This is a genomic window from Caulobacter sp. UNC358MFTsu5.1, from assembly GCF_000712075.1.
Taxonomy (GTDB): domain Bacteria; phylum Pseudomonadota; class Alphaproteobacteria; order Caulobacterales; family Caulobacteraceae; genus Caulobacter.
In genome coordinates, this window is record NZ_JONW01000003.1 from 74,335 (window position 1) to 95,000 (window position 20,666).

At 68.6% G+C, this 20,666-nt stretch carries 16 protein-coding genes, 1 tRNA gene, 2 rRNA genes and 1 pseudogene (1 of these 20 running past the window's edge); 9 read left to right on the forward strand and 11 right to left on the reverse strand.

Features of this window, described 5'->3' with window-relative positions; translation table 11 throughout:
* The first annotated feature begins 24 nt into the window (after nucleotides 1–24).
* Genes uraD through BR39_RS0101965 form a run of 3 tightly spaced genes read left to right on the forward strand, consistent with a single transcriptional unit; the run spans nucleotide 25 to nucleotide 2,360 of the window.
* Nucleotides 25–507 (forward strand): 2-oxo-4-hydroxy-4-carboxy-5-ureidoimidazoline decarboxylase, encoded by a 483-nt coding sequence (gene uraD / locus BR39_RS0101955; RefSeq protein ID WP_051695075.1) that lies wholly within the window; start codon nucleotides 25–27, stop codon nucleotides 505–507.
* On the forward strand, nucleotides 508–1,689 hold the full coding sequence (locus BR39_RS0101960) for a urate hydroxylase PuuD (RefSeq protein WP_029907354.1): 1,182 nt from the start codon (nucleotides 508–510) through the stop codon (nucleotides 1,687–1,689).
* Entirely contained in the window at nucleotides 1,686–2,360 is a 675-nt protein-coding gene (locus tag BR39_RS0101965; protein WP_029907355.1) for a TetR/AcrR family transcriptional regulator, read from the forward strand. Before BR39_RS0101960 ends, BR39_RS0101965 begins: the two co-directional genes overlap by 4 nt.
* Nucleotides 2,361–2,507: 147 nt before the next feature.
* On the opposite strand, the gene BR39_RS0101970 is transcribed toward BR39_RS0101965, so the two are convergent.
* Nucleotides 2,508–3,455 carry an acetamidase/formamidase family protein gene (locus BR39_RS0101970; protein WP_029907356.1) on the reverse strand — a complete coding sequence of 316 codons (948 nt, stop codon included), beginning with the start codon at nucleotides 3,453–3,455 and terminating at the stop codon, nucleotides 2,508–2,510.
* 227 nt (nucleotides 3,456–3,682) lie between these two features.
* Here BR39_RS0101970 and BR39_RS25155 point away from each other — a divergent pair, with 227 nt between their 5' ends.
* The 5 genes from BR39_RS25155 (at nucleotide 3,683) to BR39_RS0102000 (ending at nucleotide 9,209) form a co-directional block, all read left to right on the forward strand.
* Nucleotides 3,683–3,895 (forward strand): DUF4089 domain-containing protein, encoded by a 213-nt coding sequence (locus BR39_RS25155; RefSeq protein ID WP_029907357.1) that lies wholly within the window; start codon nucleotides 3,683–3,685, stop codon nucleotides 3,893–3,895.
* Nucleotides 3,892–5,316 carry an AtzE family amidohydrolase gene (locus BR39_RS0101980; protein WP_029907358.1) on the forward strand — a complete coding sequence of 475 codons (1,425 nt, stop codon included), beginning with the start codon at nucleotides 3,892–3,894 and terminating at the stop codon, nucleotides 5,314–5,316. The genes BR39_RS25155 and BR39_RS0101980 overlap by 4 nt, the downstream gene beginning before the upstream one ends.
* Nucleotides 5,313–5,714, forward strand: coding sequence for an oxalurate catabolism protein HpxZ (gene hpxZ / locus BR39_RS0101985; protein WP_029907359.1), 402 nt, complete (start codon nucleotides 5,313–5,315; stop codon nucleotides 5,712–5,714). The genes BR39_RS0101980 and hpxZ overlap by 4 nt, the downstream gene beginning before the upstream one ends.
* Before the next feature lie 215 nt (nucleotides 5,715–5,929).
* A complete protein-coding gene (locus BR39_RS0101990) occupies nucleotides 5,930–8,110 on the forward strand; it encodes a TonB-dependent receptor (protein ID WP_029907360.1) in 2,181 nt (726 codons plus the stop codon).
* A 139-nt stretch (nucleotides 8,111–8,249) separates the two neighbouring features.
* Nucleotides 8,250–9,209: a nucleoside hydrolase gene (locus BR39_RS0102000; protein ID WP_029907361.1), complete on the forward strand. Its 960-nt coding sequence runs from the start codon at nucleotides 8,250–8,252 to the stop codon at nucleotides 9,207–9,209.
* Between the two features lie 135 nt (nucleotides 9,210–9,344).
* Here the strand turns inward: BR39_RS0102000 and guaD are convergent, their stop codons facing one another.
* Genes guaD through uraH form a run of 5 tightly spaced genes read right to left on the reverse strand, consistent with a single transcriptional unit; the run spans nucleotide 9,345 to nucleotide 15,754 of the window.
* A complete protein-coding gene (guaD, locus tag BR39_RS0102005; protein WP_029907362.1) occupies nucleotides 9,345–10,634 on the reverse strand; it encodes a guanine deaminase in 1,290 nt (429 codons plus the stop codon).
* Nucleotides 10,621–11,628: a xanthine dehydrogenase accessory protein XdhC gene (gene xdhC / locus BR39_RS0102010; protein WP_029907363.1), complete on the reverse strand. Its 1,008-nt coding sequence runs from the start codon at nucleotides 11,626–11,628 to the stop codon at nucleotides 10,621–10,623. Before xdhC ends, guaD begins: the two co-directional genes overlap by 14 nt.
* Entirely contained in the window at nucleotides 11,625–13,961 is a 2,337-nt protein-coding gene (xdhB, locus tag BR39_RS0102015; RefSeq protein ID WP_029907364.1) for a xanthine dehydrogenase molybdopterin binding subunit, read from the reverse strand. The genes xdhC and xdhB overlap by 4 nt, the downstream gene beginning before the upstream one ends.
* Nucleotides 13,954–15,405, reverse strand: coding sequence for a xanthine dehydrogenase small subunit (gene xdhA, locus BR39_RS0102020; RefSeq protein ID WP_029907365.1), 1,452 nt, complete (start codon nucleotides 15,403–15,405; stop codon nucleotides 13,954–13,956). The genes xdhB and xdhA overlap by 8 nt, the downstream gene beginning before the upstream one ends.
* Nucleotide 15,406: 1 nt before the next feature.
* Nucleotides 15,407–15,754, reverse strand: coding sequence for a hydroxyisourate hydrolase (gene uraH, locus BR39_RS0102025; protein WP_029907366.1), 348 nt, complete (start codon nucleotides 15,752–15,754; stop codon nucleotides 15,407–15,409).
* Nucleotides 15,755–16,120: 366 nt separating this feature from the next.
* Between uraH and BR39_RS0102030 the strand changes: the two genes are divergently transcribed.
* On the forward strand, nucleotides 16,121–18,433 hold the full coding sequence (locus BR39_RS0102030; protein ID WP_029907367.1) for an NADP-dependent malic enzyme: 2,313 nt from the start codon (nucleotides 16,121–16,123) through the stop codon (nucleotides 18,431–18,433).
* A 147-nt stretch (nucleotides 18,434–18,580) separates the two neighbouring features.
* Here the strand turns inward: BR39_RS0102030 and BR39_RS26885 are convergent, their stop codons facing one another.
* From BR39_RS26885 to BR39_RS0102055, 5 genes and pseudogenes are all read right to left on the reverse strand, one after another.
* Nucleotides 18,581–18,778, reverse strand: coding sequence for a cold-shock protein (locus tag BR39_RS26885; RefSeq protein ID WP_026171987.1), 198 nt, complete (start codon nucleotides 18,776–18,778; stop codon nucleotides 18,581–18,583).
* 135 nt (nucleotides 18,779–18,913) lie between these two features.
* Nucleotides 18,914–19,117: pseudogene (locus tag BR39_RS26890) on the reverse strand (cold-shock protein); the annotation flags it as partial.
* Nucleotides 19,118–19,350: 233 nt separating this feature from the next.
* Nucleotides 19,351–19,427 (reverse strand) — tRNA-Met (locus BR39_RS0102045).
* A gap of 79 nt (nucleotides 19,428–19,506) precedes the next feature.
* Nucleotides 19,507–19,621 (reverse strand): 5S ribosomal RNA (rrf, locus tag BR39_RS0102050).
* 101 nt (nucleotides 19,622–19,722) lie between these two features.
* Nucleotides 19,723–20,666, reverse strand: a 23S ribosomal RNA gene (locus tag BR39_RS0102055); it runs 1,845 nt beyond the window's last position.

Consider the following 20,666-nt stretch of genomic DNA (forward strand, 5'->3'; position numbering starts at 1 on the left):
CTGACCCTGGCCGACCTGAACCGGATGAACCGCACCGGCTTCGCCACCAGCCTGGGCTTCGCCTTCGAGCTGTCGCCCTGGGTGGTCGAGCGTTCGTACGACGCCGCGCCGTTCGCCAGCGTCGAGGCCATGCACGCGGCCATGATGGCCGTGCTGGACGCCGCGCCCGAGGCCGACAAGCTGGCCCTGATCCGCGCCCACCCGGAGCTGGCCAGCAAGGCGGCGATCGCCAAGCAGCTGACCGCCGAAAGCAACGCCGAACAGGCCAGCGCCGGCCTCGACAGGCTGACGCCCGAGGAGTTCGAACGCTTCCACGCCCTGAACGCCGCCTATCGCGAGCGCTTCGGCTTCCCGTTCATCATCGCCGTGCGGCTGAACGACAAGACCTCGATCCTGGCCGCCATGCAGGCGCGCCTTTCCAACGACCGGGCCGCCGAGATCGCGGAAGCGATCAAGCAGATCGGCCTGATCTCCAAGCTCCGGCTGCAAGACGCGGTGACCGCCTAGATGGACTATGACGTCACGACCTGGCTGAACCTGGGCCTGCGCTGGCTGCACGTGATCGCCGGCGTCGCCTGGATCGGCGCCTCGTTCTACTTCGTCTGGCTGGACAACAACCTGCGCCCGCCGGTCCCCGAGAAGGACGGTGTGAAGGGCGAGCTGTGGGCCGTGCACGGCGGCGGCTTCTACCACTCGCAGAAGTACATGACGGCTCCGGCCCACATGCCCGACCACCTGCATTGGTTCAAATGGGAGGCCTACACCACCTGGCTGTCGGGCTTCGCGTTGCTGATCGTGCTCTACTATGTCGGCGCGCCGGTCTATCTGATCGACGCCTCCAAGCACGCCTTCAGCCAGGCCGGCGCGATCGCCACGGGCCTGGCCTTCATCTTCGGCGGCCTGCTGGTCTACGAGGGCCTGTGCCGCTCGCCCCTGGGCGCGAGGCCCCGGCTGTTCGGCGCGGTCTGGTTCCTGGCCCTGACCGGCGCGGCCTATGCGCTGACGCACCTGTTCAGCGACCGCGGGGCCTTCATCCACGTCGGTGCGATCATCGGCACCTGCATGGTCGGCAACGTGTTCCTGATCATCATCCCCAACCAGCGCAAGATCGTCGCCGACATGCTGGCCGGCCGGCCGGTCGACCCGCGCCTGGGCGCGATGGGCAAGCAGCGCTCGGTCCACAACACCCACATGACCCTGCCGGTCATCTTCATCATGATCAGCAACCACTATCCGGCGGTGACCGGTCACCCTCTGGCATGGCTGCTGCTGGCTGTGATCAGCGCCGGCGGGGTGTCGATCCGCTACTTCTTCATCCTGCGCCACCACGGGATCATCAAGCCGGGCTTCATCTTCGCCGGGGTGATGCTGGTGTTCTTCGCCAGCGTGATCGCCAGCCACAAACCGAAGGTGGAAAAGCTCTCCGACGTGCCCTTCCCCGTCGCCCAGGCCATCGTCCAGAAGCACTGCGTGACCTGCCACTCTGCTGCCCCGACCCACAAGGGATTCACCGCCCCGCCGAACGGCGCGGTCTTCGACACCCCGGCGGGCATGGCGCGTTATGCGGGCAAGATCCGGGAACGTGCGGTTGACTCCACCAGCATGCCGCTCGGAAACGAGACTCACATTACCGATCAGGAACGCGCCCAGTTGGGCGCCTGGATCGAAGCGGGAGCAAAGACGCCGTGACCACCCAGGTAGAGACGCCTTCGGCCGTACCGACCGACGACGCCGCTCCGGCGCCCCGCAAACGTAACGCCGAGCGGACGCGCAAGGCGATCCTGACCGCGGCGCTCAAGGAGTTCTCCCAGGCGGGCTACGCGGGCGCGCGGATCGAGAAGATCGTCAAGGCCGCCAAGTGCAACATCCGCATGCTCTACCACTACTTCGGCGACAAGAAGGGCCTGTACCTGGCGGTGCTGGAGGCCGCCTACGAGGACCTGCGCGGCCGCGAGGCCGAGCTGGAGATCGATTTCGACAAGCCGCTGGAAGGCTTCCTGGCCTTGCAGCGCTTCACCTTCGACTATTTCGAGAAGAACCCGCGCATCGATGGCCTGCTGCGCAACGAGAACCTGCTGCAGGGCAAGTTCGTGGCCCAGTCGCGCAAGGTCACCGAGACCGCCTTCCCGCTGCGCCGGACGATCGAGCACCTGATCGACAGCGGCCAGAAGCAGGGGATCTTCCGCGACAACCTGGACTGGGCCCAGATCTACGTGACGATCGCGGCCATGAGCCGCTTCCATCTGGCCAACGGCTATTCGCTGTCGGTGACCCTGGACACCGACATGAGCAAGCCGGAGTGGCGCCGGGCGCGGCTGGTGCATGCGTCGGAGCTGCTTGAGGGGTATCTGCGGAAATAGGAGCGGCGAGCACTTGCCCCCTACGGACCGCTTCGCGGTCGTCTTCCCCCACCGGGGAAGAGCGCTCGGTACGCGAAGGCTCCGCCCCCTATGGGGGCGGACAGACGGCGAAGCCGTCAGGTGGGGGCAAGCGGGTGAGCCACCGCCCTAGAACAACACCCCCTTCTCCAGCATCCCATGCACGCCCTTCTCGCCGTTGACCGTCTGGGTCACGCGGAAGTCCACGGCCAGCGAACAGAACTGATAGGCCTGCACACGCGTCAGCGAAGTCCGCGAGACGATCAGCGCGATCATCTCGCGCAGCGCCTGCTTCATCGCCAGGTCCAGGTCCTCGTTGAAGCCGAAGGTCAGGTGGTGGGTCGGGCTCTCGGCGCTGGGCCAGGTCCGGGCCCCGGTGTCGGCGGCCTTGTGCAGCACGAAGGTGAAGGTCCCGGTCAGGCCCATCTCCAGGGCGTTGACGCAGACCTCGCCATCCCCCTGGCGGCCGTGGCCGTCGCCGGCGCTGAAGTTCGCGCCCGGAACCCAGACCGGCAGGAACAGGGTCGAGCCGGCGACCAGCTCCTTGCAGTCCATGTTGCCGCCGTGCTCGCGTGGTTCGCGGCTGGACAGGCGGCCGTAGCGCGGCGGCGGGGCCACGCCCGTGGTGCCGAAGAACGGCCGCAACGGCAGGATCGGGCCCCAGGCCGGCTTGCAGGTCCCCGCCCCCGCGTCGACCGTGATGTGGCTGACATAGCGCTCCGGGAACTCGTCCTGCAGGGTCCCGGCCAGCGGCCGCACGGCGCAGTAGCCCCAGCTGTTGTTCGGCTCGATCGCCTCGATCCGCACCTCCAGGGTGTCGCCCGGCTCGGCGCCCGCGATGGCCACCGGACCGGTCAGGATGTGGGGGCCGATGCGCTCCAGCCGGGCGTCGTGGATCGTCTGCAGGGCGGGCGGGATCACCAAGCCGGAGTCCGGCGCCGGCATCACCTCGGGCCCGCCCGACACGCAGTCGATCACCACCGTGTCGCCGGGCGCGACGGTCAGCACCGGATCGAAGGCCGCGTCGAAGATGCCGAACCGCACGGTGTCCGGGGTCGAGGCCAGGTGATGCCGCATGAAGTAAGCCCTCTATTACCTGGGCTCAGTTGGCGCGCCCCGGCCCCGCCGCCCTAGGCTGGAGCGCCGAACCGAGCGCCGAAGATCGCGGGCGCCCATCCGGCGGGCAAAGCGGGGATCGGCATGACGCGCGGACGAGCGTCGGCGGGCCCCAAGGCGCTATCATGCTGGTCGCGGCCGGATATCCCGGTTATGAAGATTTTTCTTACTTGTGGAGCTCGCCCCGCATGGCGACCGATCCGGCGCTCGCAGCGTTCCTGGCCCTCGACGACGACACGGTCGCCGCCTATGCGGACGACCGGGCCGCGGCGCTCGGCCTGGCCCTGCCGCCGGAGACCCGCGCCGGGACGCTCGAGAACCTGGCCCTGCTGCGCCGCCAGGCCGCCACCTTCGCCATGGACCTGGACGCCGCCGCGCCGATCGAGGCGTTCGAGCCATGAGCCCCCCGGGTTCCGCCCTGGACTTCCGGTCGGCCCAGGCCGTCGCGGCGGACATCCGCGAAGGCCGGACCACCGCGCGCGAGGAGACCGAGGCCGCCGTGGCCCGCGCGCGGACCGACCCGTTCAACGCCTACACTGCCCTCGTCGCCCAGCGCGCGCTGGCCCAGGCCGAGGCGATCGACGCCGACCTCGCCGCCGAACGGCCGGTGGGGCCGCTGGCCGGCGTCCCGTTCGCCGTGAAGAACCTGTTCGACATCGAAGGCGTGACCACGATCGCCGGCTCGAAGATCCGCCGCGACGCCGCTCCCGCCGCCCATGACGCCACCGCCGTCCAGCGCCTGACCGCCGCCGGGGCGGTCCTGGTCGGGGCGCTGAACATGGACGAGTTCGCCTATGGCTTCGTCACCGAGAACGCCCACGACGGCCCCACCCGCAACCCGCACGACCTGACCCGCATCGCCGGCGGTTCGTCCGGCGGCTCGGCGGCGGCGGTCGCCGGCGGACTGGTCCCCCTGACCCTGGGTTCGGACACCAACGGTTCGATCCGGGTCCCCGCCAGCCTGTGCGGCGTGTTCGGCCTGAAGCCCACCCTGGGCCGGCTGTCGCGCCAGGGCGCCTTTCCCTTTGTCGAGAGCCTGGACCATGTGGGGCCGTTCGCCCGCTCGGTCGCCGACCTGGCCCTCGCCTACGACCTGATGCAGGGCCCCGATCCGTTGGATCCGCTCTGCCGTCGGCCCGCCGAACCGGCCGCCCCTCGCCTGCAAGCCATCGCCGACGGACCGCTCCGCGTCGGCGTGCTGGGCGGCTGGTTCGCGCAGGGCGCCTTTCCCGAGGTGCTGGAGGCGCTGGAGATCGTCGCCGACGCCCTGCAGGCCCGGCGCGGGGTCGAGCTGCCCGGCGCCGAGCAGGCCCGCGCCGCCGCCTTCTGCCTGACGCCGGTCGAGGCCGCCCATCTGCACCTGCCCGACCTGAAGGCCCGGCCGCTGGACTACGACCCCGCCGTCCGCGACCGCCTGCTGGCCGGGGCCCTGGCGCCCGAAGCCGTCGCCGAGGCCGCCCGCCGCTATCGCCCGGTGTTCCGCGACGCCGCGTGCCGGGTGTTCGAGGACTTCGACGTGCTGCTGGCCCCCGCCTCGGTGTGCCCGGCCCCCGGCATCGGCCAGGCGACCATGGAGATGGACGGCCAGCCCGTCTCGGTGCGCAGGAACCTGGGCGCCTACACCCAGCCGATCAGCTATATCGGCCTGCCGGTGGTGGCCGCGCCGGTCAACCGGCCGGGCAAGCCGCCGATCGGCGTGCAGATCATCGCCCCGGCCTGGCGCGAGGAAGTGGCCCTGGCCGCCGCCCTGCGGCTGGAACGAGCCGGCGTCGTGGTCGCCCACCGTCCGCCGCCCGTCCCGCCCGGCGAGGTCCGCGCATGACCGTCAACGAACCCGACGTCGTCGCTGAAGTCACCGCGCAGATCGACGCCTACGAGACGGCGTTGATGACCAACGACGTCGAGGCGCTGGACGGCTTCTTCCGCGACGCGCCCCAGACGGTCCGCTACGGCGTGGCCGAAAACCTCTACGGCTTCGAGGCGATCGCGGCGTTTCGAATCGGCCGTTCGGGCGGCTCGCCCCAGAGGTCGCGCCTAAGGACTGAAATCACCACGTTTGGGCGAGACTTCGCAATCGCCAACGTCGAATTCGTGCGCGAAGGGGCAAAACGCACCGGCCGCCAAAGCCAGACCTGGATACGCACCGAAACGGGCTGGAAAATCGTCTCCGCGCACGTGTCGCTTCTGCAGGACGGCGTTGATCAACGCCTTGCGCCGTAAGCGACAGATCGTCCGCACCATGAAGATAAGTAATAAATCCCTGACTTATGATCTGCTTTTGGGCAGTCCTGTCTCTGCGTGGTCAAATAGTAACAACCAGGGCAAAAACTTCACCAAACGGCGGTCGATACGTCATCAATCCTTTGGATTCGGCTCGCTCATTGTGCATTGCACCCTCAAGCGTCGGGCCGCCGACGCATGAAGGGGATACTTCAATGACCATCGCCACCAAGCTGCGCAGCCGCCTCCACCGCGGCGCCGCCCTCACCGCCCTGGCCCTGGCCGTCGGCGCCGCCGCCCCGGCCTTCGCCCAGGACACCAGCGCCGTCACGCTGGACGACGTGATCGTCACGGCCCAGAAGCGCGCCGAAAACATCCAGGAAGTTCCCGTCTCGGTCGCCACGATGGGCGGCGAGAAGCTGGAAGCCCTGTTCGCCGGCGGCGAGGACGTGCTGGCCCTGTCGAGCCGCGTGCCTGGCCTGTTCGTCGAAAGCTCCAACGGCCGCGCCGCCCCGCGCTTCTACATCCGGGGACTGGGCAACACCGACTTCGACCTGGCCGCCTCCCAGCCGGTCTCGGTGATCATGGACGACGTGGTCATGGAAAACGTCGTGCTGAAGAGCACGCCGATCTTCGACGTCGACCAGGTTGAAGTGCTGCGCGGCCCGCAGGGCACGCTGTTCGGCCGCAACACCACCGCCGGCATCGTCAAGTTCGACAGCGTCAAGCCGAGCCAGACCTACAAGGCCAACGCCGCCCTCACCTACGGCTCGTACAACTCGTGGACCGCCGAAGGCGGCGTCGGCGGCCCGCTGGTCGAAGGCAAGCTGGCCGGCCGCATCTCCGTGCTGGGCCAACACCGCGCCGACTACATCGACAACACCTTCACCCACGTGAAGGACGCCATGGGCGGCTATGACGAATACGCCATCCGGGGCCAACTGCTGTGGACCCCGACCGAGGACCTGAGCGTCCTGCTCAACGCCCACAACCGCAGCCTGGACGGCACGGCCGCGATCTTCCGCGCCAACATCCTCACCAAGGGCAGCAACCAGATCAACGGCAACTTCGACCGGGATTCCGTCTTCTACAACGGCGGCGGCAGCAACCCGCAGAAGTACGACGGCAACGGCGAGAGCCTGAAGATCGACTACGACTTCGGCCCCGTGACCCTGACCTCGATCAGCGCCTACGAGACCACCAACGGCTACAGCCGCGGCGACATCGACGGCGGCGTGGCCGGCGTCGGCCCGGGCTTCATCCCGTTCGACTCCGACACCAAGGACGGCATCGACGACCTGGACCAGTACACCCAGGAACTGCGCTTCGCCTCGGACACCGACGGCCCGCTCACCTGGCAGGTCGGCGGCTACTACTTCAAGTCCGACATGCTGCTGACCACGGACGCCGGCTTCGCCAAGGCGACCCTGAACCACAAGAACACCGCCTGGGCGGGCTTCGGCCAGGTCACCTACCAGATCACCCCGGCCCTGAAGATCGCCGGCGGCGCCCGCTACACCGACGACAAGAAGACCATGACCATCGTCGGCTCGACCGCCCCGAAGGTCGAGGTGTCGGACAGCAAGGTCTCGTGGGACCTGTCGGCCTTCTACGACGTCAACGACGACTTCAGCCTGTACGCCCGCGCCGCCCACGGCTTCCGCGGCCCGACGATCCAGGGCCGCGACGTGGTCTTCGGCGCCAACCCGTCGGTGGCCCAGTCGGAAACCATCCAGTCGTACGAAGTCGGCTTCAAGAGCGAGCTGCTGGACCGCCGCATCCGCTTCAACGGCGCGGCCTTCACCTATGAGGAAAAGGACCCGCAGTTCAGCGCCATCGGCGGCGCCGGCAACAACACCCTGCTGATCAACGCCGACAAGGGCGAAGCCTACGGCGTCGAGTTCGATGGCGAGTTCAAGGTCACCGAGAACCTGCTGCTGACGGCCGGCTACAGCTACAACCACACCAAGATCAAGGACAAGGATCTGGCCGTGGCGGTCTGCGCCCAGTGCACGGTCACCGACCCGCTGAACACCGCGGGCCAAGCCCTGGTCGACGGGAACCCGTTCCCGAACGCGCCGAAGTACGTCCTGAACTTCACCGCCCGCTACAGCTACCCGATCGGCGACGGCGAGCTGTTCGCCTACACCGACTGGTTCAAGCAGGGCTACACCAACATCTTCCTGTACCAGTCCAAGGAGTTCTACTCGAAGGGCGACTTCGAGGGCGGCCTGAAGCTCGGCTACGCCAAGCAGGACGGCGCCTACGAGATCGCCGCGTTCGCCCGCAACATCACCAACGAGGTGAACCTGCGCGGCGCGATCGACTTCAACAACCTGACCGGTTTCGTCAACGAGCCTCGGATCGTCGGCATCTCGATCAGCGCCCGGCGCTAGTCCCGACGTCCCGCCCGGCCCCGGCCGGGCGGTCCCGAAGGATCGCCATCGTTCCCGCCATGCTCCCGGTTCGCGCCGGGAGCATGGTTCGTTTCGGAGGGGTCTCCCCCTTCATCACACGATGAGATAAGTCCTTCGGATGACGACCCAAAAGATCATTTTCGACACCGATCCCGGCATCGACGACGCCATGGCGCTGCTCTTCATCGAGGCCAGCCCCGCGCTCGACCTGGTGGCCGTGACCACCGTGTTCGGCAACGCCGACATCGACACCACCACCCGCAACGCCCTCTACCTGAAGCACCGCTTCGGCCTGACGGCCCCGGTCTTCAAGGGCACCGACAAGCCGCTGACCCGGCCGCGCAATCCCTCGCCCACCTTCGTGCACGGCGAGAACGGCCTGGGCGACGTCGAGCTGACGGGCCTGGTCGCCGCCGAGCCCGAGGCCAAGCCGGCCCATCAGGCGATCATCGACCTGGCCCGCGCCAACCCCGGCGAGATCACCCTGGTGGCGGTCGGACCGCTGACCAACCTGGCCCTGGCCCTGAAGGCCGATCCCGAGGTCGCCACCCTGCTGAAGGGCGTGGTGATCATGGGCGGCGCGTTCGGCGTGGCCGGCAAGCCGGGCAACGTCACCCCGGTGGCCGAGGCCAATATCTGGAACGATCCGGAAGCCGCCGACCTGGTGTTCACCGCCCCTTGGCACGTGACGGCCGTCAGCCTGGACGTCACCACCCAGGTGGTGATGAACCCGGCCTATATGGACGCCCTGGAAGCGGCCGGTGGCCCGGCCGGCGCCTTCCTCAACGCCATCTCCAAGCCCTACGCGGCCTTCTACGGCGGCCGCGACGGCATCGTCGGCTGCTGCGTGCACGACGCCGCGGCGGTGGCCTACGTGATCGATCCGTCGCTGTTCGAGGTCCGCAAGGGCTCGATCCGCGTGATCACCGACGGCATCGCCCTGGGCCAGACCTGCCAGAAGGTCGAGGGGGAACTGTTCGGGCCGTCGGCCTGGGACGACCAGCCGATCCAGGCGATCACCGTCGGGGTGAAGGCCGAAGGGCTGTTGAAGCTGTATCGCGAGACCATGAGCGCCTAGGCGGCTAACGCTTGCCCCCTACGGATCGCTTCGCGATCGTCTTCCCCCGGAGGGGGAAGAACGCCGTAAAGGCTCCGCCCCCTATGGGGGCGGACAGACCACTTAGCGGTCAGGTGGGGGCAAGTGTTCGCCGCGCTATCCCCGCCGATACCGCTCCACCCCGGCCACGTACGTCCGCTCGACCACCCGGTCATCCCCCAGCACCGTCAGCGCGAACAGCCGGTCGTCCAGGCTCTTCGCCGCCGGCAGCCGTCGCGCCAGCAGCGGCGTGGCCGCCAGGTCCAGCACCAGGAAGTCGGCGATCTTGCCGTGTTCCAGGCTGCCGATCTCGTCCTCCAGCCCCAGGGCCCGCGCCCCGCCCAGCGTGGCCAGGTAGAGGGCGTGGAACGGGTCCAGCGCCTCGCCGCGCAGCTGGCCCACCTTGTAGGCCTCGCCCAGGGTGTGGAGGATCGAGAACGTCGTCCCCGCTCCCACGTCCGTGCCGATCCCGACATTCACCCCGTGGGCGCAGGCGGTCTGCAGCGGGAACAGGCCCGAGCCCAGGAACAGGTTCGAAGTCGGGCAGAAGGCGACCGCCGAGCCCGCGTCCGCCAGCCGGTCGAAGGCCTCCGCGCCCAGGTGGACGCAGTGGGCGAAGACCGAGCGCTTCCCGACCAGGCCGAAGCGGTCGTAGACGTCCAGATAGTCCTTCGCCTCCGGGAAGAGCCGGGCGGTGTCGGCGATCTCGCGCAGGTTCTCCGACAGGTGGGTCTGCATCCACAGGCCCGGATGCTCGGCCAGCACCTCGCCGGCCATGGTCAGCTGTTCGTCGCTGCAGCTGATCGCGAAGCGCGGGGTGACCGCGTAGCCCAGGCGCCCCTTGCCGTGCCAATCGGCGATCAGGCTCTGCATGTCGGCCCGGCTGCTCTCGACCGTGTCGGTCAGGCCGGGCGGGGCGTTGCGGTCCATCAGCGACTTGCCGGCGATCAGCCGCATGTCGCGCTTCAGGGCGGCGGCGAACAGCGCCTCGACCGAGACCTTGTGCACCGAGCCGAACACCAGGGCGCTGGTCGTGCCGTTGCGCAGCAGTTCCTCGACGAAGAACTCGGCGGTCTCCTCGGCGTGGCCCCGGTCGGCGAAGGCGGCCTCGGCCGGGAAGGTGTGGCGCTCCAGCCAGTCCAGCAACTGCTCGCCGTGGGCGGCGATGATGTCGACCTGCGGGAAGTGGATGTGGGTGTCGACGAAGCCGGGGACGATCAGCTTGCCGCGCAGGTCCTCCACCGGCGTGTCGCCCAACTCGTCGGCCAGCTTGGCGTAGTCGCCGCAGGCGACCACGCGGCCGTCATCGACCAGCAGCAGGCCGTCCTCGTGGAAGGCGTGCGCCTCGCCATCGGTGATGCTCGGGTCGTCCTCCAGGTGGAGGATCGACGCCCTATAGGCTTGCAAGCTGGAGATCCTTCGTAGCAGCGCGGGCGGCCTCGAGCCGCATCAGCAGGTCGGCGACCACCGAGACGGCGATCACCTCGGGGGCCTTGTTCTTCAGGTGCGGCAGGCCGATCGGACAGGTCATGCGGGCCACCGCCCCATCGCCGAAGCCGTCCTTGCGCAGCCGGCTCAGGAACCGGGCCTTCTTGGTGTCCGACCCGATCAGGCCCAGATAGCCGAACGCCCCGCCGGCCAGGGCCGACGAGGTCAGGGCGTAGTCCAGGTTATGGTCGTGGGTCATGATCAGGATGTAGGCGTCCGGCCCCGCGCCCATGGCGGCGGCGGCCAGCTCGGCGGGCGTGCCCACGGTCACGCCGGGGATCGGCGCCGTCTCCGGCCGGGTGTCGTACCAGGAGAGACGGAACGGCAGCGGCTCCAGGGCCCGGGCCACGGCCTGGCCCACATGGCCGGCCCCGAACAGCAGCACCGGCGGACGCGGCAGGTCCTGCGGCTCGACCAGCACGTCGCCCAGGGTCGGCCGTGCCCCGCGCGCGGTCGCCGGCTCGCCCGCCAGGGTGATGGCCGCGCCGTCGGGGCTGGAGGCCGCGACCGGGGCGATGGTCTTGAGCAGGGCGCCGGGGTTGAAGCGGGTGCGCACCTCGAAGGGCTGGGCCGCGTCCAGCCGGCGCGCGGCGTCGGTCAGCCAGTCGACGGCGGACTTGTCCAGGCGCTCGATCAGCAGCCGCACGCGGCCGCCGCAGCACTGGGCCAGCAGCGGACCCAGCGGATAGTCCTGCAGGGCGAAATGGACCTGGGTCAGCAGCATCCGCCGCGCCTGGTCGGCGACCTGGTGCTCCAGGTTGCCGCCGCCGATCGTGCCGGCCTGGCCGCCGGCCCAGACCACCATCTTGGTCCCGGCGTCGCGCGGGGCCGAGCCCTCGACAGCCAGGATGGTCACCAGGGCGACGGTCTCGTCGAGGGCCAGCTGGGCCAGGGCGGAGCGGGCCCAGTTCACGGCGCCGCCCTCCGCTTGACATCTTCCACCGCCATCAGGATTCGCTCCGGCGTCGCCGGCGCGTCCAGGGCGGGGAACACCTTGTGGTCGGCCACAGACGCCACCGCGCGGTTCACCGCCGACAGCACCGACAGGGCCAGCATCAGCGGCGGCTCGCCCACGGCCTTGGAGCGGTGCACCGTCTCCTCGACGTTGCGGCCCGCTTCCCACAGGGCGATGTTCATCACCGCCGGACGGTCGCCGCAGGTGGGGATCTTGTAGGTCGAGGGCGCGTGGGTCAGCAGACGACCGTCGGCGCTGAACACCAGCTCCTCGGTGGTCAGCCAGCCCATGCCCTGGACGAAGCCGCCCTCGATCTGACCCAGGTCGATCGCCGGATTAATCGAGCGGCCGGCGTCGTGCAGGATGTCGACCCGCGTGACCTTCATCTCGCCCGTCAGAGTGTCGATCAGCACCTCGCTGCAGGCCGCGCCATAGGCGAAGTAGTAGAACGGCCGGCCGGTGTGGGTCTTGCGGTCGTAGTGGATCTTGGGCGTGGCGTAGAAGCCGGTCGACGACAGCGACACCCGCGCCAGGTGCGCCTGGCGGCACAGCACCTCGAACGGGACCAGCTCCGCCCCGGCCCGCAGGCCTTCGGGGGTGAACTCGACGTCGCCCTGCGCGCAGCCCCACTTCTTCGCGGCGAATTCGATCAGCCGCGCCTTGATCGTGTTAGCCGCGTTCAGGGCCGCCATGCCGTTCAGGTCCGTGCCCGACGAGGCGGCGGTGGCCGAGGTGTTGGGCACCTTGTCGGTGACGGTCGAGCTGACCTTCACCCGGTCGACGCCCACCTTGAAGGCCTCGGCGACGATCTGGGCCACCTTGACGAACAGCCCCTGCCCCATCTCGGTGCCGCCGTGGTTCAGCAGGATCGAGCCGTCGGCGTAGAGGTGCAGCAGCGCCCCGGCCTGGTTCAGGTGGGTGGTGGTGAACGAGATGCCGAACTTCACCGGCGTCAGGGCCAGGCCCTTCTTCAGCACCGGGCTGCGGGCGTTGTAGGCGTCGATCCCCCGCTGGCGGGCCTCGTAGTCGCAGGACGCGGCCAGCTCGGCCAGCAGCTGCGGCGCGACGTTGTCCTCGACCGTCTGATGATAGGGCGTCAGGTTCCGCCCCTCGCCGCCATAGAGGTTGCGGCGGCGCACCTCCAGCGGGTCCAGTCCCGCGGCCTGGGCGACGGCGTCCATCACGTGTTCGATCGCCGCCATGCCCTGCGGCCCGCCGAAGCCCCGGAAGGCGGTGTTCGACACCGTGTGGGTCTTGAAGCGGTGCGAGACGATCTCGACGGCCGGCAGGAAGTAGCAATTGTCGGCGTGGAACATCGCCCGGTCGTTGATGGCCATCGACAGGTCGGTGGTCGAACCGCAGCGCGAGGCCAGCTCCAGCGAAAGGCCGGTCAGCCGGCCCTCGTCATCGAAGCCAACATCGTAGCCGATCTCGAAGTCATGCCGCTTGCCGGTCATGACCATGTCCTCGTCGCGATCCGGACGGGCCTTGGCCGGGCGGCCGGTCTTGACCGCCACCAGGGCCGCGGCGGCGGCGAACAGCGAGGCCTGGGTCTCCTTGCCGCCGAACCCGCCGCCCATCCGGCGCACCTCGACGGTGACCGCGCTGCTGGGCACGGCCAGCACGTGGGCGACCAGGTGCTGGACCTCGCTGGGATGCTGGGTGGACGACCAGATGTGGACGTCGCCGCCCTCGCGCGGCGTGGCCAGGGCGACCTGGCCCTCGAGGTAGAAGTGGTCCTGGCCGCCGATGGCGAAGGCGCCTTGCAGCCGCCGGGGCGAGGCCGCCAGGGCGGCGGCGGCGTCGCCGCGCGCCATGCGCTGGCTGGCCTCGATCTTGAGGTCGGCCTCGCGGGCCTGGCCGATGGTGATCGCGGCCGGCAGGTCCTCGTACTCGACCACGGCCTTGGCGGCGGCGGCGCGGGCGGCGGCGATCGAGGTGGCCGCCACGGCGAACAGGCTCTGGCCGACGCAGACCACCTCGCCGTCGGCGAACAACCTGTCGTCGTGGATCACCGGGCTGACGTCGTTCTCGCCGGGGATGTCCTGGGCCGTCAGCACCGTCACCACGCCCGGCGAGGCACGGACGGCCGACAGGTCCATCGACACGATCCGCGCGTGGGCCTTCTGGCTCATGCCCAGATGGACATGGAGCAGGCCGGGCGGTTCGGGGATGTCGTCGACATAGATCGCCGCGCCCGAGACGTGGCGCAAGGCGCTGTCGTGCGGCAGCGAGGCGTGGACGCCCTGGAAGACGACCGGCTCGACCAGCTTGGCGCCCGAGTCAGCCATGGGCCGCCTCCGGAACGCGCGTTTCCAGGTCCGGCCGGGCCGACTCGATGAACACCTTGCGCAGCATGTTGCCGGCGGTCATGGCCCGATAGGCGGCCGAGGCGCGGGCGTCGGTCAGGGGCGTGAAGTCCCCGGCCAGGGCCTCGACGGCGGCATGGATCGTGGTCCGGTTCCACAGCTGGCCGACCAGAGCCTCTTCGCAGGCCGTGGCCCGCTTGGGCGTGCCGGCCATGCCGCCGTAGGCGATGCGCGCCTCGGTGACGACCTCGTCCACGATGCGGATGTTGAACGCCCCGCACACCGCCGAAATGTCCTGGTCGAAGCGCTTCGACAGCTTGAACACCTTGAACAGAGCGTTCGGCGCGGGCTCTGGGACCAGCACCGCCTCGACGAACTCGCCGGGGACGCGGTCCTGCTTACCGTAGGCGATGAAGAAGTCTTCCAGCGGGATCGTCCGCCGCTCGTTCCAGCGCCGCAGCACCAGGCTCGCGCCCGCCGCGATCAGGGCCGGCGGCATGTCGCCGATCGGCGAGCCGTTGGCGATGTTGCCGCCGATCGTCCCGCTGTTGCGCACCTGGGTCGATCCCAGCCGTCGCATCATCGCGCCCAGGTCGGGATAGCGTTCGCTCAGCATCTCCAGGGCGTCGACATAGCGCACGCCGGCGCCGATCCGCAGCCGACCGTCCTCGCGGGCGATGGTCTTCAGCGCGTCGACCCGGCCGATGTCGATCAGGGTCTTGAGCGGCTTGCGCAGCTTAGTCACCCACAGGCCGATGTCGGTGGCGCCGGCCACGATCACCGCGTCCGGGTGGGCTGCATAGGTCGCGGCCAGTTCGTCCACGCTCAACGGGGCGAACCAGCGCCGGGTGAGACCGGCGATCGGATCGGCGTAGTCCAGGGCGAGCGCCTGGTCGCGGCGGAGGTCCGCCAGTTCACGCGCCACATCGGGCGCGGCCTCGGGTTGGATCGTCTCGGCCGCCGCGATGATCGGGCCATAGCCGGTGCAGCGGCACAGGTTGCCGGCCAGCACCTCGTCGACCGGCGCGTCCGCGCCCTTGGCCGCCACGGCCCGGCCATACAGCGACATAACGATGCCCGGCGTGCAGAAGCCGCACTGCGAGCCGTGATGCTCGACCATGGCCGCCTGCACCGGGTGCGGCTCGTCCTTGCCCAAGCCTTCGACGCTGATCACCGCCTTGCCGTCCAGCATCGGCACGAACTGGATGCAGCTGTTCACGGCCCGCCAGGCCACCTTCGAATTGGGGCCCTCGCCCTCCAGCTCGCCGACCAGCACGGTGCACGAGCCGCAGTCGCCCTCGGCGCAGCCTTCCTTGGTCCCGGTGCGGCGCAGGTCGCCGCGCAGGTGCTCCAGCAGGGTGCGGGTGGGATCGACGTCCTTGGCCTCGACCACCTCCCCGTTCAGCAGGAAGCGCACGGAAGCCATCTCAGCTGCCTCGATAGGTCGAGTAGCCGAACGGCGAGACCAGCAGCGGCACATGATGGTGCTGGGCCGGATCGGCCACGGCGAAGTCGATCGTCACCACGTCCAGGAACGGCGGATCGCTGACGGCCGCGCCCGTCGCCTTGAAATAGTCGGCCACCGCGAATTCCAGCCGGTAGCCGCCGGCCGCCAGGTCCGCGCCCTCGACCAGCCGCGCCCGGCCGTCGGCGTCGGTGCGGATTTCGCTCAGCAGGCTGACCGTCTCCCCGCGCCGCGCGGAAACCCGCACGGCCACCCCGGCCGCCGGGCGACCGATCGCCGTGTCGAGGATGTGGGTGGTCAGGCCGCTCATGCGTTCGTGCTTCCCTGTTCGGCGTCGCCGCGCGACATTCTAGACCCATGGGCCTTGCGGGCGATGCTGAAACCGCCCCGCCCGCAAGTCCAGCCCGCAGGCCGTTCCGTCTCGCCAAGACGGCCAACCGCCTTGCAGGACGGCGCTCGGCGCCCGCCGGATAGGCGTTATATAAGTCTTTTATTACTTAGCGAGCCAGCCGTGATCGCCCGCCGAGCGCCCCGAACCGTAAAAAACGCCGTCGGCCCTTGGGTAAGGTTGGAAATACGTCGCCAACACCGGTAGCTAGGCCCTGACGGATCGCACCGACTTCCAGACCAGACGATCCGCGCCGCTTCACCTTGCGCAGTCACCGAGGACCGACCGATGGACGAGGATTTCCGTAAAGCCGCCCTGGACTATCACCGTCTGCCGCGGCCCGGAAAACTGCAGATCGAGGCCACCAAGCGGATGGCCACCCAGCGCGACCTCGGCCTCGCCTATTCTCCCGGCGTCGCCGCCCCCTGCGAGGCCATCGCCACCGATCCCGATACCGCCCGCGACTACACCGCCCGCGGCAACCTGGTGGCCGTGATCTCCAACGGCACCGCCGTGCTGGGCCTGGGCAATATCGGCCCGCTGGCCTCCAAGCCGGTGATGGAGGGCAAGGCGGTCCTGTTCAAGAAGTTCGCCGGCATCGACGTGTTCGACCTCGAGGTCGACGCCGAGGATCCCGACCGCTTCATCGAGGTGGTCGCCGCCCTGGAGCCCACCTTCGGCGGCATCAATCTGGAGGACATCAAGGCTCCGGAATGCTTCGTCATCGAGCGCAAGCTGCGCGAGCGGATGAACATCCCGGTCTTCCACGACGACCAGCACGGCACCGCCATCGTCTGCGCCGCCGCCGTCCGCAACGCCCTGGTCGTGCAGGGCAAGACCCTCCAGGACGTCAAGCTGGTCACCTCGGGCGCCGGCGCGGCCGCCCTGGCCTGCGTGGACCTGCTGGTCTCGATGGGCCTGCCGGTCGAGAACGTGACCCTGACCGACATCAAGGGCGTGGTCCACGCCGGCCGCGAGCCGGACATGCCCGAGAACATGGCCCGCTACGCCCGCCAGACTGACGCCCGGACCCTGCCCGACGTGCTGCCCGGCGCCGACATCTTCCTGGGTCTCTCGGCTCCGCGCGTGTTCAAGGCCGAGTGGCTGCCGCTGCTGGCGGAGAACCCGCTGATCCTGGCCATGGCCAATCCCGAGCCGGAGATCCTGCCCGAGATCGTCGCCGCCCAGCGTCCCGACGCCATCATGGCCACCGGCCGCAGCGACTATCCCAACCAGGTCAACAACGTCCTGTGCTTCCCGTTCATCTTCCGGGGCGCGCTGGACGTCGGCGCCTCGGAGATCAACGAGGCCATGAAGGTGGCGGCCGTCGAGGCCATCGCCGAGCTGGCCCGCGCCGAGGCCTCGGAAGTGGTGGCCAGCGCCTATGGCGGCGTCGCCCCGATGTTCGGCGCCCAGTACATCATCCCCAAGCCGTTCGATCCGCGCCTGATCCTGCAGATCGCCCCGGCCGTGGCCCGGGCGGCCATGGACAGCGGCGTCGCCACCCGGCCGATCGCCGACTTCGACGCCTATCGCGCCGAGCTGGAGCTGTTCGTCTATCGCTCGGGCCAGCTGATGCGGCCGGTGTTCGAGCGGGCCCGCAAGGCGACCAAGGCCGCCGCCAAGACCGGCGGCCTGCGCGTGGCCTATGCCGAGGGCGAGGACGAGCGCGTGCTGCGCGCCGTCCAGACCGTGCTGGACGAGGGGCTCTGTAAGCCGGTGCTGATCGGTAAGCGCGAGACGATCGTCGCCAAGGCGTCGGAGATGGGCCTGCGGCTGGACTTCGACGGCCGCGTCGAGATCCTCGATCCCTCGGCCGACAAGGCGCTGTTCGCCCCGCTGGTCGAGCGCTACCAGGGCCTGGTCAGCCGTCGGGGCGTTCCGCCCCTGGCCGCCGAGCGCCGGGTGACCAACCGCCGGACGGTCTCCGCCTCGATGCTGCTGCAGGCCGGCCACGTCGACGCCGCCCTGGTGGGCGGGGCCGGCGACTGGTGGCAGCACATGACCTATGTCCTGCCGATCATCCCCAAGCGCGAGAACGTCGGCCGGGTCTACGCCCTGTCGGCCCTGATCATCGACAACGGCACGCTGTTCTTCTGCGACACCCACGTGAATGTCGACCCGACCGCCGAGCAGGTGGCCGAGATGACCCTGCTGGCCGCCGAATCCGTGCGCCGGTTCGGCCTGACGCCCAAGGCGGCCCTGCTGTCGCACTCCAGCTTCGGCGCCAGCAACTCGCCGACCGCCCGCAAGATGCGCGAGGCCCTGGCCCTGGTCCGCGAGCGCGCGCCCGAACTGGAGGTCGACGGCGAGATGCACGCCGACGCCGCCCTGTCCCAGGCCCTGCGCGACCGCCTGGTGCACGACAGCGCCCTGAAGGGCTCGGCCAACCTGCTGGTCATGCCCACCCTGGACGCGGCCAACATCGCCCTGACCCTGCTCAGCGCCGCCACCGAGGGCCTGCTGGTCGGGCCGCTGCTGCTGGGCATGAGCCGGCCGCTGCACGTGCTGACGCCCAGCGTCACCGCGCGCGGCATCGCCAACATGACCGCCCTGGCGGTGAACCAGGCCGCCGCCGAACGCGAGCTGCGCGGGGCCTAGGCGCGCCGTTCGTCCGCGATTCCGGACACGAAAAAGGCCCCGCAGGAACCCCTCCACCGTCTCAGCGACGGGGAGAGGCTCCAGCGGGGCCTGATCTTCAGGTCGAAAGGCCGGCCGAACGCTCCGCGGCCGGCCGTATTCCGATCCTTAGAGGATGCGCAGGTTGCCGGCCGAGGTCTTGCCCGAGCGGCGGTCCTGTTCCAGTTCGTAACCGACTTGCTGGCCTTCGTTCAGGCCGCGCAGGCCGGCGCGTTCAACGGCCGAGATGTGCACGAAGATGTCGCCGCCACCGTTGTCCGGCTGGATGAAGCCGAAGCCCTTGGTGCTGTTGAACCACTTCACCACGCCGGTACCGGCTTCGCCGGTGCCGCCGCCGCCGTAGCCGCCGCCGCGCGGGGCGTCATAGCCACCGCCGCGGGGAGCGCCGCCGAAGTCGCGCGGCGGACGACGCGAGGCCGCCGGAGCCGCGCCTTGGCCGGTCACGCGCAGATTGCCGGCCGAGGTCTTGCCCGAGCGGCGATCCTCTTCCAGCTCGTAAGCCACCTGATCACCTTCGTTCAGGCCCGACAGGCCCGAGCGTTCAACCGCGGCGATGTGGACGAACACGTCCTGGCCGCCGTCCTCGGGCTGAATGAAACCAAAGCCCTTGGCCGGGTTGAACCACTTAACGACACCGTTCGCCATCTTATCCTCAAAACCTCATTCAGCGGGCCAGTTGCCGACCCGCGTCCTTCCATCCTGCTCTCATGACGCAAATCCGAGGAACGCGCTACGGGGTTTGATGGCAGAATCTCAGGCGGAAGCCGGTCTGGGCGATAAATTTTCGCGTGACACGGGTCGATCGAGACCGAAACGCCACCGGAAGTGGCATTGAAGCCACACATCGGGAGCCCTGAACAAGCTTGGCTTTGGAGGCTTGGGTGCGGGGACAGGATTTGAACCTGTGACCTTCAGGTTATGAGCCTGACGAGCTACCGGGCTGCTCCACCCCGCGGCGAAGAGGGTAGTGATGTGATCGTGTGGTAGGGTTTGGACTTTGGAGCGTGCGCTCAAACGAAGCATCCTTTTAGCGGACCTGGCGGCGACCTACTCTCCCGCGCCTTGAGACGAAGTACCATTGGCCCTGGGGGACTTAACGACCGAGTTCGGAATGGGATCGGGTGGGGAACCCCCGGCATAGCCACCAGGTCAGCAAAAAGGATGCTGTCGGGTCGCTTTGTGGCGACCCGAGCATTGTTGTGAAGAAGACATCGCATGTCTTGTAAAGCAGTCATGGGTTTGACTGAAGAACGATCAAGCCTATCGAGCTATTAGTACCGGTAAGCTACACGCCTCACAGCGCTTCCACACCCGGCCTATCAACGTGGTGGTCTTCCACGGCTCTCAGCGAGACCTTGTTTTGAGGTTAGTTTCCCGCTTAGATGCTTTCAGCGGTTATCTATTCCACACTTAGCTACCCTGCTGCACAGCTGGCGCCATGACAGGTCCACCAGAGGTGTGTCCATCCCGGTCCTCTCGTACTAGGGACAGATCCTCTCAAGTCTCGTACACCCACGGCAGATAGGGACCAAACTGTCTCACGACGTTCTGAACCCAGCTCACGTACCACTTTAATCGGCGAACAGCCGAACCCTTGGGACCTGCTCCAGCCCCAGGATGTGATGAGCCGACATCGAGGTGCCAAACTTTGCCGTCGATATGGACTCTTGGGCAAAATCAGCCTGTTATCCCTAGAGTACCTTTTATTCGTTGAGCGATGGCCCTTCCACGCAGGACCACCGGATCACTATGGCCGACTTTCGTCTCTGCTCGACTTGTCAGTCTCGCAGTCAGGCGGGCTTATGCCATTGCACTCGACGACCGATTTCCGACCGGTCTGAGCCCACCATCGCGCGCCTCCGTTACACTTTGGGAGGCGACCGCCCCAGTCAAACTGCCCGCCACGCCATGTCCCGGACCCGGATAACGGGCCGCGGTTAGACGTCAGCAACAATAAGGGTGGTATTTCAAGGATGGCTCCACCGGAACTGGCGCCCCGGTTTCATAGCCTCCCACCTATCCTACACATGTTGCTGCTAACGCCAAGGCGAAGCTGCAGTAAAGGTTCATAGGGTCTTTCCGTCTGACCGCGGGAACCCCGCATCTTCACGGGGAATTCAATTTCGCTGAGCCTATGCTGGAGACAGTGGGGAAGTCGTTACGCCATTCGTGCAGGTCGGAACTTACCCGACAA